Origin of the sequence: Staphylococcus sp. GDY8P131P, from assembly GCF_017891975.1 — a bacterium.
In the GTDB taxonomy this organism is placed as follows: domain Bacteria; phylum Bacillota; class Bacilli; order Staphylococcales; family Staphylococcaceae; genus Staphylococcus; species Staphylococcus nepalensis.
This window is the reverse complement of sequence record NZ_JAESKF010000002.1, coordinates 178929-194434: the sequence shown is the minus strand read 5'-3', so window position 1 is coordinate 194434 and position 15506 is coordinate 178929. Positions and strand designations below refer to the sequence as shown.

At 33.6% G+C, this 15506-nt stretch carries 13 protein-coding genes and 1 other RNA gene; 2 read left to right on the top strand and 12 right to left on the bottom strand.

Features of this window, described 5'->3' with window-relative positions:
- Positions 1-139 precede the first annotated feature (139 nt).
- The 5 genes from recD2 to sal(E) all read right to left on the bottom strand — a co-directional run bounded on the left by recD2 (position 140) and on the right by sal(E) (position 7336).
- Positions 140-2527 (bottom strand): SF1B family DNA helicase RecD2, encoded by a 2388-nt coding sequence (gene recD2, locus KA894_RS01410; RefSeq protein ID WP_096809350.1) that lies wholly within the window; start codon positions 2525-2527, stop codon positions 140-142.
- Between the two features lie 4 nt (positions 2528-2531).
- Complete coding sequence (locus KA894_RS01405) at positions 2532-3197, bottom strand: tetratricopeptide repeat protein (protein WP_103372672.1); 666 nt, start codon at positions 3195-3197, stop codon at positions 2532-2534.
- Between the two features lie 191 nt (positions 3198-3388).
- Entirely contained in the window at positions 3389-4501 is a 1113-nt protein-coding gene (gene mnmA / locus KA894_RS01400; protein ID WP_103372671.1) for a tRNA 2-thiouridine(34) synthase MnmA, read from the bottom strand.
- On the bottom strand, positions 4502-5644 hold the full coding sequence (locus KA894_RS01395) for a cysteine desulfurase family protein (RefSeq protein ID WP_115342127.1): 1143 nt from the start codon (positions 5642-5644) through the stop codon (positions 4502-4504).
- A gap of 60 nt (positions 5645-5704) precedes the next feature.
- Positions 5705-7336: an ABC-F type ribosomal protection protein Sal(E) gene (gene sal(E), locus KA894_RS01390; protein ID WP_115342126.1), complete on the bottom strand. Its 1632-nt coding sequence runs from the start codon at positions 7334-7336 to the stop codon at positions 5705-5707.
- 287 nt (positions 7337-7623) lie between these two features.
- On the opposite strand from sal(E), the gene KA894_RS01385 reads away from it, so the two are divergent.
- Entirely contained in the window at positions 7624-8625 is a 1002-nt protein-coding gene (locus KA894_RS01385; RefSeq protein ID WP_096809340.1) for an LLM class flavin-dependent oxidoreductase, read from the top strand.
- Between the two features lie 192 nt (positions 8626-8817).
- On the opposite strand, the gene KA894_RS01380 is transcribed toward KA894_RS01385, so the two are convergent.
- The 3 genes from KA894_RS01380 to cymR all read right to left on the bottom strand — a co-directional run bounded on the left by KA894_RS01380 (position 8818) and on the right by cymR (position 9766).
- On the bottom strand, positions 8818-8994 hold the full coding sequence (locus KA894_RS01380) for a hypothetical protein (RefSeq protein WP_170006813.1): 177 nt from the start codon (positions 8992-8994) through the stop codon (positions 8818-8820).
- 36 nt (positions 8995-9030) lie between these two features.
- On the bottom strand, positions 9031-9213 hold the full coding sequence (locus tag KA894_RS01375; protein WP_096809338.1) for a CsbD family protein: 183 nt from the start codon (positions 9211-9213) through the stop codon (positions 9031-9033).
- A gap of 133 nt (positions 9214-9346) precedes the next feature.
- Positions 9347-9766, bottom strand: a complete 420-nt coding sequence (cymR, locus tag KA894_RS01370; protein ID WP_096809336.1) for a cysteine metabolism transcriptional regulator CymR — start codon at positions 9764-9766, stop codon at positions 9347-9349.
- An 86-nt stretch (positions 9767-9852) separates the two neighbouring features.
- On the opposite strand from cymR, the gene KA894_RS01365 reads away from it, so the two are divergent.
- Entirely contained in the window at positions 9853-11133 is a 1281-nt protein-coding gene (locus KA894_RS01365; protein WP_170006942.1) for a replication-associated recombination protein A, read from the top strand.
- Between the two features lie 78 nt (positions 11134-11211).
- On the opposite strand, the gene KA894_RS01360 is transcribed toward KA894_RS01365, so the two are convergent.
- The 4 genes from KA894_RS01360 to hisS form a co-directional block, all read right to left on the bottom strand.
- On the bottom strand, positions 11212-11982 hold the full coding sequence (locus tag KA894_RS01360) for a tRNA threonylcarbamoyladenosine dehydratase (RefSeq protein ID WP_096809333.1): 771 nt from the start codon (positions 11980-11982) through the stop codon (positions 11212-11214).
- Between the two features lie 163 nt (positions 11983-12145).
- Positions 12146-12336: non-coding RNA, 6S RNA (ssrS, locus tag KA894_RS01355), on the bottom strand.
- A 65-nt stretch (positions 12337-12401) separates the two neighbouring features.
- Positions 12402-14168, bottom strand: a complete 1767-nt coding sequence (aspS, locus tag KA894_RS01350) for an aspartate--tRNA ligase (RefSeq protein WP_096809332.1) — start codon at positions 14166-14168, stop codon at positions 12402-12404.
- A gap of 12 nt (positions 14169-14180) precedes the next feature.
- Positions 14181-15443 (bottom strand): histidine--tRNA ligase, encoded by a 1263-nt coding sequence (gene hisS / locus KA894_RS01345; RefSeq protein ID WP_096809330.1) that lies wholly within the window; start codon positions 15441-15443, stop codon positions 14181-14183.
- Positions 15444-15506: the final 63 nt, after the last annotated feature.

Here is a 15506-nt window from a genome sequence, read left to right as displayed (position 1 = left end):
TATATTTTCTATTAACATAAAGTAGCATTCAACTATACTATCTACACTTTTCACCAACCAGTGTATCTCTATATGTCTAGAATAGTTTACTCATCTTTATGCACAATCAACTATATTGTATTTACTTTCACCTCTGTTGTCAATGTTCAACAAAATCATAGGGAGAAATATCTCCCATATTAATCATCGGGTTAATATTATAAATATTTTCTTCTGTTAAAACAATGGTTGAATCAAACGTATCACCAACGTCTACCGCTTCATCAGTATCTTCGTTATTAAAATACGTTTTTAAAAATGTACATAACTGTGTCATTCTTACTTGGCCATGTGTGTTCAAACCTATTTCAAAAGCTTTTGGGTCTCCCAAAAAGACAAGCGATTGCTTTGCTCTTGTTAACCCTGTATATAATATGGGTTTTTGTAACATTCTATAATATTGTTTAACCATTGGCATGATTACAATTGGAAATTCAGAACCTTGTGATTTATGAATAGATGTACAGTATGCATGTGTCAACTCTAATAAATCTTTTCTAACGAATGTAATCTCATTACCATCGAAATCAACAACCAAAACGTCTTTATTTAACGCGTTTTCTTTTGCCCAAAATATGCCAACAATGACACCTATATCACCATTAAATATATTATCGCTCGGTCTATTTACCAGTTGTAATACTTTGTCTCCTTTTCTGAAAACAACTTCTCCAAATTCAATCTCTCGTGTGTCTTTATCTTTAGGATTTAAAATAGTTTGTAATACAGCATTTAATTTTTTAATACCTGCAGAGCCTTTATACATGGGAGCTAATACTTGTATATCACTCATGTCATAACCTTTGTTGACAGCACTTGAGACGACTTTTTCAACTACTGTTGGAATTTGTTCTGTTGAACAGTTTATAAAGTTACGATCATGGAATCGTTGTGTAATGTCTATAGACTCACCTAATTTCATTCTATGTGCGAGTTCTATAATACTCGAGCCATCTTGTTGTCTATACACTTCGGTTAAATTGACTCTTGGTATCACTTTAGAATCAATCAAGTCTTTAAACACTTGCCCTGGACCAACTGAAGGCAATTGATCTTCATCGCCTACTAATATAACTTGAGCGTCAATCGGGACAGCGCTCAAAAATTGATGGAATAACCATGTATCTACCATAGACATTTCATCAATGATAATCAGCTTTGCCGAAATTTCATTATCTAATATATCTTCTGGTTGTGTATCTTGGTTCCATCCAATCAAACGATGTATAGTCATTGCTTCTAATCCTGTGGACTCAGCCAAGCGTTTTGAAGCTCTTCCAGTTGGTGCTGCTAATACAACTGGGTAATCATCATTTTGATAGTCATCATAATCGAGAGATAAACCATGAATTTCTGCATATAATTCAACAATACCTTTAATAACAGTCGTTTTCCCTGTACCAGGGCCCCCTGTTAAAAGCATGACTTTGGAATTGATTGCAGTTTGTAACGCCTCTCTTTGTGAATTTGCATAAGTTACCTCATTACGTTGTTCAATTTCGCCAATTTCAAGCAATAATTCCGATTGTTCAATTTCTTTTAATTTGTTGGTATATGTGTAATTACGGTATAAGTTTTGTACACTTTTCAACTCTGAATAATATAAACTTGGCACAGCAAGTTCATTTTCTTGTTTAACTAATTTCGATTCTTCAACAAGATATTGCACCATATCTTCTAATTGTTGCCGATCAATCATTTCACTTGGTGGCTGTGATAGCATATCGTGTGTCATTTCTAATACATTCTGAGTCGGCAAATAAGTATGTCCTTGTTTAATACATTCTTCTTCTAACACATATAATAATCCAGCTTTCAAACGTTCATTATCATTAAATTGAATACCCACATTACGCGCTAACGTATCAGCTTTATTAAAGCCAATACCTTTGACATCATATACTAATTGATATGGTTTATTTTCTACAACATTCAACGTATCTCCAAGATAAACTTGATAAATGGCCATAGCAAGTTTAGGACCAAATCCTAAGTCATGTAAACGAATAATAATTTGTTCTGTTTCTTGATTACTGGCAATTTGTTCAGCAATTTGTTTTTGCTTTTTCTTAGGTAAACTTGGTACTTTTTCTAATACAGATGGATCATTTAAAATATCTGAAATTGTGTTTTCTCCAAGTGCATTCACAATATTTTGTGCTGTTTTTTTACCTATACCCTTGAATAAATCACTCGATAAATAGCTAACGATTGCTTCTTTGGTTTGCGGTAATTCTTTTTCGAAGGTCTCTGCCTTTAATTGTTTTCCGTACTTAGGATGTGAAACAACTTGCCCTTTAAAGGTGTAGACGTCGCCTTCAGCAATTTCTGGAAAGAACCCTACAACTGTAGGCATTGAATCAAATGTTTCATTAGATTCAATCGTATCTACCTTTAAAACAGTATAAAAATTGTCTTTGTTCTGGAATAAGATAGCATCTACAGTACCTTTAATCATTGAGTTGTTAAATAGTGTAGGGTTATCCATTGAATTACTCCTCCTCTGCGATAGATTTAAATGTTTTGATAGCGTGTTGACTCATCAAATGCTCTGGATTTATAGAAACTGCATGTTCAAAATATTGAATAGCTGTCTCAGTATCTTCTGTTTGCATATAAGTTGCTAAACCTAAATTATATAAAGCGTCTGTATGGTCGCTTTCTATAGTTAAAACATACTTTAATTGCTTAATAGCTTGTTCAAACATCTCTAAATGACACAAAACAAGCCCATACTGAAATTGAACTTCTACATCTTGTCGATTGTCCTTTTCCGCAGCAGTCATTAAAAATGGTAATGCTTCATTAAATGCTTCTAATTGATTAAATGACATACCAATCATGTAGTTCGTATCGATGATATCCACCTGATATTTTAACGCTTGTTGGTATAATTTGATGGCTTCTTTATAACGCCCTTCATTATAATACACATTCGCTAAATTATAATAAATTGCACCATTATTTGGATCAAGTGTTAAAGCTCTTTGGAAAAATTTCTCTGCTTTTTCTATTTCACCCGCTTCAGCTATCAAAATACCTGCATTGATGTAATTTTCAACCTCTTTTGGATTTGCTTCAATATTTTCAAATAAAGATGACAATGCTTTTTCAAAATTGCCCTGTTTAATCAAGTTATAAATCTGTTCTTGGTTCATTTTATTCCCTCGCTCTCTTAGCATCTTATTATAACATTTGTGTATCATTTTAGAATAATAAACAACAAAAAGGAGCAAGATACAAATCAAAAAATTTAAATTTGATTTTGTATGCTTACTCCTTAACAAAACCCTTATCTTAGGTTTTTATATTATTAGTTAACGTGATTACAAACGTATCTATCGTATGATCAAACAACGTAGCTTAGTTGGCCTGATATTTTATATACATCATCTATCGTTGCGCCGCCTAAACAAACGTCCCCATCATATAATACAACAGATTGACCGGGGGTAATGGCACGAACTGGTTCGTCAAAGGTAACACGAATTGCATTTTCATTTTCTCTTTGAACAAATACTTTTGTATCTTTTTGACGGTATCTAAATTTTGCTGTACATTCAAATCCATTTTCTAAGTCAACAGGATTTACAAATGAAACATCTGATGCAATCAAATAATCACTATAAAGTGCTTCGTGATGGAATCCTTGTTCAACATATAATACATTATCGTTTAAATTTTTACCTACAACAAACCAAGGATCGCCATCTCCGCCAATTCCTAGACCATGGCGTTGACCTATTGTATAGTACATTAGACCTGCATGGGTACCAATTTTTTCACCATTTAGTGTACGCATTTCACCTGATTGTGCAGGTAAGTACTGAGATAAAAACGTTTTGAAATTACGTTCTCCAATAAAACAAATACCAGTTGAATCTTTTTTCTTAGCTGTTGCTAAAGCTTGTTCTTCAGCAATTTTACGAACTTCTTTTTTATCAATATCTCCAAGCGGGAACATCACACGTGATAATTGAGATTGCGACAATTGGTTTAGGAAATACGTTTGGTCTTTATTATTATCGACGCCACGTAGCATTTCGACATGACCATCTTCACGACGACGTACACGTGCATAATGTCCTGTTGCGACGTAATCTGCACCTAGCTTAAGCGCATGTTCTAAAAATGCTTTGAATTTAATTTCTTTATTACACATTACATCAGGGTTAGGCGTACGTCCTTTTGTATATTCATCTAAGAAATAAGTAAAGACTTTATCCCAATATTCTTTTTCAAAATTAACTGCATAATATGGAATGCCAATTTGATTACAAACAGCAATGACATCATTATAATCTTCAGTTGCTGTACAAACACCATTTTCATCTGTGTCATCCCAGTTCTTCATGAAAATACCTATGACATCGTAACCTTGTTCTTTTAATAAATGTGCTGTTACAGAACTATCTACGCCACCTGACATCCCGACAACAACACGTGTATCTTTATTTGACAACTAAACTTCCTCCTTGAATTTATGATAAATTTTATGAATTTCTGTAGCTATATATTTTATTTCTTGTTCGGTCATTGCTTCATTAAAACTAAATCTTACTGAATGCTGAGCTCTGTCTTCGTTACTATACATTACCGCTAATACATGTGAAGGTGTTGTAGAACCAGCAGTGCATGCAGATCCTGAAGACACATATACATTGGATAAATCTAACAATGTTAACATGGTTTCAACGTCTATAAATGGAAAATACAGATTGACAATATGGCCAGTCGTATCTGTCATTGATCCGTTTAATTCAAATGGAATTGAACGCTCTTGTAATGAAACAAGAAATTGATTTTTCAAATTCATTAAATGTACATTGTTATCATCTCTATATTGATTTGCTAGCTTTAATGCTTCAGCTAAACCGACAATTTGGGGTACATTTTCTGTACCTGCCCTTCTTTTCGTTTCTTGTTCTCCACCTAATTGAGAAAACTTAAGCGCTGTACCTTCTTTTAACAATAACGCACCAACACCCTTAGGGCCACCAAATTTATGCGCTGTAATACTCATTGCGTCTATATTAAATTCATGAAAATTCACTTCTAAATGGCCTATTGCTTGTACAGCATCTACGTGGAATAATGCGTTAGAATTGTTAATGACTTCTTCAATATCATACATGGGCTGCACTGTACCAATTTCATTGTTTACAAACATAATTGAAACAAGTATGGTTTCATCAGTCAATGCATTTTGCAACTGTTTCAATGACACTAAACCTTCTTCGTCAACATCAAGATAAGTTACATCAAAGCCTTCTTTCTCTAATTGTTCAAAAACATGGAGTACTGAATGATGCTCTATTTTGCTTGTAATAATATGCTTCCCTTTATGCTGATGAGCATAAACAATGCCTTTAATCGCTGTGTTATTTGATTCTGTTGCACCACTTGTGAATATCACTTCGCTAGATTTTGCATTAAGTTCCTTGGCTACAATATGACGAGATTCATCTAAATATTTACGTGCATCTCTTCCTATACTATGTATAGAAGATGGGTTGCCATAATGTGTTGAATATATATTCATCATCTTATCTATAACTTGTTGCTTAACTGGCGTTGTGGCAGCATAGTCTGCATATACTTCCATGTTTGACACTCCTTACAATTTTATCAATGTTCCAATGATAGCACCAACTCACTAAATTTTCTAGTTGTCTGTTTCAAAATGACCATTTTCATCTATAAATTTATATTCACCTAGTAACTTAAGGGTTTCATCTAAGTTTGATTCACGCGTATGAGTTAAGGATACATTATAAAGTTGTTGATTTTTTATTTCCCAATGTACAGCTTTAAATTGAGATTGTAAATATGAATCATGTGTAACAATCAATACTTGACCGGTAAAACTTTGAATCATACTTAAAATTAAATCTTGAGTTACAATATCAAAATAGTTCGTAGGCTCATCCAATACTAATAAATTAGCACCTGAAAAATATAATAATACAAATTGTAAACGACTTTTTTCCCCCATAGACAAATAGCGAATTGGTTTTTTGATTTGATCCTTATCAAAATTAAATGAAGCAAGTAATGTCTGCGCTTGGCTACGCGTTATGTTAGTTCTTACTAACAACATTGATAATGGAGATTCTGCTTCATTTAGATTGTTATTTGTCTGATCAAAGTAACCTATCTTTAACGATGGCGTAATCTCTATAATACCTTCGTCTGGTGATAAATGCTGTCTAATCAAAGCGATGAAAAGCGATTTACCACTTCCATTTGGACCAGTAAGTAATATATTTTCATTTTGTTTCATTTCAAAATGAGCGTGTTTATATATAGCTTGTCCATCAATATTAACGCTAACATCTTCAAAACGAATTAAGAAACGTTTAGGAAGGCTAGTCTGATGACTAAAGTAATATGACTTTGTTTCTTTACTCGGTTCTTGAATATGTTTTTCTTGTAATTTTTGGTTTAATTGTTTTTCCTTCACCTTTGCCCTTTGCGCTAATTTGCTCAACTTTTTCTGTTCAATCGGATTACGTACACTTGCTTTTTGCTGAGCAGAATGATGCCATGTTTGTACGCGTTTGATCGTACGTTCGAGGTCTTGTATTTCTTTTTGTTGTTTATTATATATACGTTGTTCTGTTTGACTTTCTAAATCTTTTATCTCTTTGTATTGCTTATAATTGCCATTAAATTTTCTTGTACTTTCGGGTGTTATTTCTATAACATGACTCGCGGTCTGATCTATAAATCCTCTATGATGCGACACATATATGATTGTGCGTTTTGATTGTTGTATATGGTTAATCAATTGGTCTATCATTTCTTGGTCTAAATGATTGGTTGGTTCGTCCAGCAATATCAATGGTTTGTTTGAAATAAATGCTCTCAATAAAGCAAGCCTAGTTTGTTGGCCGCCGCTTAATACTTTAATTGGTTTGTCAAGATCTGCTTCCGTTAGAGCCATTTGCTTCGCTTTAGTTATAATGGTTTGTTCAAATTCATAGCCATTTAAAGCGATATAATCTGAAACTTTTTCATAGTTATCCATTAACGCTTGTTTTAAATGAAACAATTCTGTGTTTAAGCTTATTACATAGTCTATCCCCGTCATGTTTCCAAAGGTAGTCATGTTTTGGTCCATCAAATAAGTATCTTCTTTATACTTATTATTTAATGCTTTTAATAAAGTCGTTTTCCCAACGCCATTATTACCAATCACAGCAATATGTTCACCCTTTTCAAATTGTAAATCCACTGACTGAATCAGTGTTTTTCCAAACATTTCAAAAGGTTTTTGGGCAAAATAAAAAGACATATCATTTCCCTCTTTCTTAGGAGATATGACACGCCATAATAAATGAAACACCATACATGTGAGGTGTTAATATTTTAATTTACATATTAAGACATACTCATATCCCATATATTTTCTCTGATTTAATAAATTGTTTTGGTTGTTCCTTATGAGATTTATCCATTGTCTTAATAAGACCACCTAACTTTTTAATTTCATATAGTATACCAGTGAGCAACTTCTTACGCAAGTTTTAATTCAACTGTTATACTTCAATATATTAATAATCATAAGGAGGAAACTGTATAATGAGCAATATAAAATTATCTGCACTTAACCTGGTTCCTGTAAGAGAAGGTCAAACGGACCAAGATGCGATTCATGACATGGTCAAATTAGCACAAAACTTAGAAGAATTAGAATATGAACGTTATTGGATTGCAGAACATCATAACGCGCCAAATCTTGTTAGTTCCGCGACTGCGTTATTAATACAACACGCATTAGAGCATACATCAAAAATCAGAGTAGGTTCTGGTGGCATCATGTTACCTAATCATGCACCGCTTGTTGTTGCAGAGCAATTTGGTACTATGGAAACTGTTTTTCCAAATAGAGTTGACCTTGGGTTAGGTAGAGCACCTGGGACGGATATGATGACGGCAAGTGCACTTCGTAGAGATCAGCATAACGGTGTATATGAATTTCCTGAAGAAGTGGAACAACTTGCAACTTATTTTGGCCCAGCTAATCAACAAGCTTACGTCCGCGCTTATCCAGCAGTTGGAAAAAATGTGCCCCTATATATATTAGGTTCTTCTACTGATTCTGCTCATTTAGCTGCTCGTAAAGGTTTACCATATGTATTCGCAGGACATTTTGCACCACAACAAATGAAGGAAGCAATAGCTATTTATAAAGAGCTATTCGAACCATCAGCGTTTTTAAGTGAACCATATGTCATTGTATGTTTAAATGCTATTGTTGCTGATACAGATGCTCAAGCTGAATACCTTGCAACTACTCAGGCTCAAGTGATGGTAAGTATTACTCGAGGAAGAATGCAGCCAGTACAACCTCCTACAGATGACTTGAGAGGTCTGCTAACACCTACAGAATACGAAATAGCAAAACAACGCATGCAAAGCTCACTTATTGGATCAGAAGAAACTGTGAAAAGTAAATTACAAGCTTTTATTGATGAATATGGCGATATTGATGAACTGATGGCAATCAGCTATATCTATGATCAAAAAGCACAGCTAGACTCTTATAACAAATTAAAAAATGTGGTATCCACTTTTAATTGAACTTAAATACAAGCGTGGTTGATTAGTAAGAACGAATAGCAAAACGCAAGTGCTGAAATACATGCGTAAAAACTTGATATAAATACATTTACTTTGTAGTTATCTATTATTTCAAATATAAAATGAGCCTGGGANNTCCCAGGCTCATTTTATATTTAGATGAATAAGTTTAAACAACGATAAAGATAAAAATTATTTTTTATCTTTTTTGTCGTCTTTTTTATCATTTTTTTTATCGTCTTCACTGCCACCAGTGAATTTATCGATTTGTTCAGATGCTTGTTTTGCTTTTTCGTTATCAGTATCTTTTAATTTATCAGAAACATTTTTTGCAGTTTCCTTTGCTTTATTTAAAAAATCTCCAGCCATAGTAAAACCACCTTATTTAGTATTAGTTAATGATTATTATTTTTTGAATTTATCAATAACATCATTTGCTTTTTCTTTTGCATTTTCTACTGCTTCTTTAGCTTTACCAGAAGTTTTATCTTCTTTGCCTTCTTTTTCTAAATTTTTATCATCGGTAACATTACCAACTGTTTCTTTCACATTTCCTTTTGCTTGTTCAAATTTATTTTCGTCTGCCATAAATAATACCTCCTTAGCAATGTATATATTAAATACCACATTACTGAAAGCATAAACATTTAAAGCAAAATTATTTAAAATTTCACAATAAAATCATAGGAAATACTTTAATAAAGATGATTTTTAAAATAATTTAAATATAGAACATATAACCATCTAAATTATTTGTATCATTGTAATCTGCTAAATATTGTAGCGTTGTATTATCTAAAACTTCTCTTACTGCATCTCTCATTCTAATCCAAAGTTGTTTCTGTGCAGGAGGTTCAGAATCAATGCTTTCTACAAATGTAATAGGTCCTTCTAATAAACGAATAATATCGCCAGCAGTAATTTCTTCAGCTGACACTCTTAATTGATAACCGCCTTTTGCACCACGAACACTTCGAATTAAACCAGCATTTCTTAATGGACCGACAAGTTGCTCTAGATAAAGATCACTTAAGTTATTTTCTTCTGCTATAGATTTTAATGAAACGCATCCTTGGCCTTGCTTTTTAGCTAAAGATATCATTAATGTTAATCCATATCTTCCTTTTGTTGATATTTTCATTATATAACCTCACTTAATTCGAATACTATATATTAACATTCTATCATTTTTTACGTTAAGATAATATTAGAAAGGTGTGAAAGATTGTGACGAACGAACCACTCGCTTCAAGAATGAGACCAAATACGATTGATGAAATTATTTCACAAGATCATTTAGTTGGTACTAAAGGCATTATTCGACGAATGGTAGAAACTAAAAGATTATCCTCTATGATTTTTTACGGTCCTCCTGGGATCGGCAAGACAAGTATTGCCAAAGCGATTTCAGGAAGTACTCAATTTAAATTTCGCCAACTAAATGCTGTTACAAATACTAAAAAAGATATGCAACTGATTGTTGAAGAAGCTAAAATGTCCGGGCAAGTCATTTTATTGCTAGATGAAATTCATCGGTTAGATAAAGCGAAACAAGATTTCTTACTGCCCCATCTTGAGAATGGCAAAATTGTATTAATTGGTGCTACTACTTCTAATCCCTATCATGCTATCAACCCAGCAATTCGTTCAAGAGCTCAAATTTTTGAGTTATATCCATTAAATGAAGACGATGTTAAATTATCTTTAGAAAGAGCGTTAAATGACGAGGAACGAGGTTTAGCTTCATTTAATCCAATAATTGATAAAGATGCGATGAATTATTTTACAACTCAAAGTCAAGGCGACGTGAGAAGTGCTCTAAACGCTTTAGAATTAGCTGTGCTCAGTTCTGAAGTAACAGATAACCAAAGACATATTACTTTAGAAGATGCTAAAGATTGTTTACAAAAGGGCGCATTCGTCAGTGATAAAGATGGGGATATGCATTATGACGTAATGAGTGCATTTCAAAAATCAATTAGAGGTAGTGACGTTAATGCAGCTTTACACTATTTAGCTCGATTAATTGAAGCTGGTGACTTACCTACAATTGTTAGGAGATTGTTGGTTATCAGTTATGAAGACGTCGGATTGGCTTCGCCAGGTGCTGGCCAACGTACTTTAGCAGCAATTGAATCTGCCGAACGACTTGGTTTTCCTGAAGCAAGGATCCCATTAAGTCAAGCTGTTATTGAATTATGTTTATCACCTAAGTCTAATTCAGGTATTACTGCCATTGATGCAGCATTATCAGACATTCGTAAAGGACATGTAGGACAAATTCCTGATTATTTAAAAGATGGTCATTATTCAGGTGCCAAAGAACTCGGAAGAGCTATAGGTTATAAATATCCTCATAATTATGAGAATGGATTCATATCTCAACAATATTTACCCGATAAGCTAAAAAACAAAATTTATTATACACCAAAAATGACTTCTAAAACGGAACAACAATTTAAAACTATATTTGAAAATATTAATAAAGCACAACAGAAAAACAAATAATCCTAATGCCACATCATTATTTCATCAAAAAAAGTCCTTAAAGCTTACACAATAAAGTGAAAAGCTTTAAGGTCTTTTTTATTTTTTATCTTTGATACGTGTAACTGGTATGTCTTTTAAAATGTCATTAATTACATAACTTGCACAAATTAATCCTACCGCACTAGGAACAAATGCATTGGATGACGGAGGCATTTGGGCTTTCCTTGTTGGCGCGTTGGCATCTCCTACTGTTTCTTTAACATCTTCTCTAATGACAATTGGGCTTTCATCTGAAAACACTACAGGGACGCCTTTATAAACACCTAATTTTTTCAATTTACGACGTATCAATTTGGCCATAGGATCCATATAAGTTTTGGATATATCTGCAATTTGAAAACGTGTTGGGTCTGTTTTATTTGCTGCACCCATACTTGAGATAACTGAAATACCTCTATCAAGGCATTCTTTCATTAAATGAACCTTGTAAATAAGTGTGTCACTCGCGTCTATAAAATAATCAATATTATAGTTGTTAAATAAAGCCTCGTATGTTTCTTCCGTGTAAAACATATGTAGCGAAGTGACTTTACAGTCTGGATTAATTAACTTGATACGTTCTTCCATTAATGTCACTTTACTTTGACCAATCGTAGATGTGAGCGCATGTAATTGACGATTCACGTTTGTGATATCCACATCGTCTTTGTCGATTAAAATAATATGTCCTATATTCGTACGTGCTAATGCTTCAGCTGCGAAAGAACCGACACCACCAACGCCTAAAACAACAACTGTTTTCTGCTTTAATAAATCTAATCCTTCTTGACCATAGGCCAATTCATTTCTCGAAAATTGATGTTTCATCTCTAAACTCCTTATTAAACAAATACTATTATTATTATATTATAACACTATACTTTTTATATTTTAAAAGCACTTTATAAACCAAACATTAACATGTATGGATTTACAGCGGCTTATCAACTTTATTATAAAAAAATACGCAAGACCGAAGTCTTGCGTACCGATAGAGTCCGTGAGTGCCGTAGTTATAAATTGCTTGATCATTCGGCCTGCTATTAACAGGTGGGTGCCCTGTTTCTTGTTTTGCAAGTCCTCCTTAAGAGGCGTGTGCGCTGCAAGAAAACCTATTGGGCTCCCGGATCAAAGAGTGTTAGGCCCAAATATGAAGCAAACTTACGAACACTACAGATGACTACCTTATGCAAGTATCATAACATAATATTTGGATTTAGCAAGAATTAAAACTTGGTCCATAAAAATTAATGTCTAATTCTTAATGATAATTCTTCTAATTGACTTTCAGAGACTTCACTAGGCGCGTTTGTTAATAAACACGTCGCAGAAGCTGTTTTAGGGAACGCGATTGTATCACGTAAATTTGTGCGACCTGTCAACAACATCACTAAACGGTCTAATCCTAATGCAATACCGCCATGTGGTGGCGCACCATATTTAAATGCATCTAATAAGAAACCAAACTGCTCTCTAGCTTGTTCTTCAGTAAACCCTAATACTTCAAACATTTTTGATTGTAAATCAGCGTTATGGATTCTAATAGATCCTCCACCTAATTCATAACCATTTAGCACAATGTCGTATGCATTCGCTTGAGCATTTTCAGGTTCATTATCTAATTTTTCAATATCTTCTTGTTTGGGAGCAGTAAATGGATGATGTGCTGCTGTATAACGTTTCAAGTCTTCATCATATTCAAGTAAAGGCCAGTCTGTTACCCATAAGAAGTTTAATTTACTTTCATCAATCAAATCTAATTCTTTAGCTAATTTCAATCTTAAAGCGCCTAAACTTTGAGCAACAACACTTGGTTTATCTGCTACAAATAATACTAAATCTCCTGAATTTGCACCAGTTAATGATTTTAGTTTATCAACATGTTCTGGTTCAAAGAATTTAGCTATAGGGCCATTTAAACCTTCATCAACCACTTTAACCCATGCTAACCCCTTAGCACCGTAAATATTGACAAATTCAGTTAACGCGTCGATATCTTTTCTAGTATAATTGTCAGAAGCACCTTCTGCCACAATTGCTTTTACTTGGCCATTATTATTCACTGCATCTTTGAAGACTTTGAAATCCATCATTTCACCAAGTTCTGAAACATTTATTAATTCCATACCAAAGCGTGTATCTGGTTTATCTGAACCAAAACGATCCATTGCTTCATTATAAGTCATTCTTGGGAATGGACGTGGTACTTCAACATTTTTAACATCTTTGACTACTTTTTGTAACATTTCTTCGCCTGTACCCATCACATCTTCTTGGTCAACGAAACTCATTTCAATATCAACTTGGGTGAATTCTGGTTGACGGTCAGCACGTAAGTCTTCATCACGGAAACATTTTACAATTTGGTAATACTTATCAAAACCACTAATCATTAACAATTGTTTAAATATTTGTGGTGATTGTGGCAAAGCATAAAATTCACCTTCATGTACGCGTGAGGGCACTAAATAGTCACGTGCGCCTTCTGGCGTTGATTTTGTCAACACTGGCGTTTCAATATCATAAAAGCCTTCAGCATCTAAATATTGTCTAATGGCACGTGTTGTTTGGTGCCTCATTTTAAAAGTTTGTGCTAATTCTTGACGTCTTAAATCGAGATATCTGTATTTTAATCTAATATTTTCATCTACATTTTGATTTTCTTCATTTAATGCGAACGGAGGCGTTTCAGCTTTATTTATAATTTGTATATCAGAAATTTGGACTTCTACTTGTCCTGTTGCAATCTTTGGATTAACTGTTTGTGGATCACGTTTTTTCACAATACCTTTAACTTCTACCACATATTCAGATCTGATCGTTTCAGCTGTTTGTAAAGCTTCTTTTGAAAAATCTGGGTTAAATACGATTTGTACATAACCTTCGCGGTCACGAAGGTCTACGAAGATAAGGCCACCTAAATCTCTACGGTTGTGTACCCAACCTTTCAATATAACTTCTTGTTCTAATAGTGATTCAGTAACTAAACCACAATAAGTTGTTCGTTTACTCATGCTATCTTCTCCTTAGTTTTTAAAATAATTAACAAGTTTACTTAACTCAATCAGGTCTGATTCACCAGATTGCATATCTTTAACATTTATTTTGTTATCTTCTAATTCTTGATCTCCGATAACTACCGTGTATTTAGCATTTAATCTATCAGCCTGTTTCATTTGACCTTTAACTTTACGCTCCATATAATCTTTATCGGCTTTGACACCATCCCTGCGTAAATCATTTAAAATTTTCACTGCGTATCGATCAGCTTCTTCTCCCATTGTGACGATAAACAAATCAAACTCATGTCCCATATCCAAATCAATGCCTTCTTCTTCTAAAGCAAGTAAGAGTCTTTCAATACTTAACGCAAAACCAATACCAGTTTGACTAGGACCATCAAGTAATTCTAATAATCCGTTATATCGGCCGCCACCACATAATGTAGTAATAGCGCCATCATAATTAGGGTTATCAATCATGAGCTCAAACGCTGTGTGTGTATAATAATCTAATCCTCTTACTAAGTTAGGGTCTTCTTCATATTTAATACCTAAATCGTCTAAATGTTGTTTCACTTCTGCAAAATACGCTTTTGAATCTTCATTTAAGTATTCTGTTATACGTGGCGCTGTTTTAACAGCTTCTTTATCTTTATCAACTTTACAATCTAAAATTCTCATTGGATTAGTGTGTAAGCGTGCTTGGCAATCTTTACAAAAATCTTCTATTACCGGTTCAAAATGTTTTACCAAAGCATTGTTATATTCTTTACGAGAATCAATATCACCAATACTATTGATAACCAATTTCAAATGTTTAAGTCCAAAGGATTGATAAATGTGCATGACCATTGCTAATATTTCAGCATCAATACTAGGATGCTCTGCGCCTATGGCTTCAACACCAAATTGGGTAAATTGGCGATAGCGCCCTTTTTGTTTTCGTTCATAACGGAACATCGGCCCGTTATAATATAACTTTACTGGTTGATTAGGTAAGCCTTGCATTTTATTTTCAATGTAAGAACGTACAACAGCAGCAGTCCCTTCTGGACGTAATGTAATACTGCGATCGCCTTTATCTTTAAAAGTATACATTTCTTTTTGAACGACATCAGTGGAATCACCGACACCCCGTGCAAATAATTCTGTACTTTCAAAAATTGGTGTACGAATTTCTTCATAATTATATAATTCCATTAATTGGTCTAATCGTGCTTCTATATATCGCCATTTTTTTGTTTCTTCTGGTAAAATATCTTGTGTTCCTCTAGGAATATTTATCATAAAATCTCTCCTTTTATACAATAAAAAAACCCTTGTATGACCTTAACAGTCATACAAGGGACG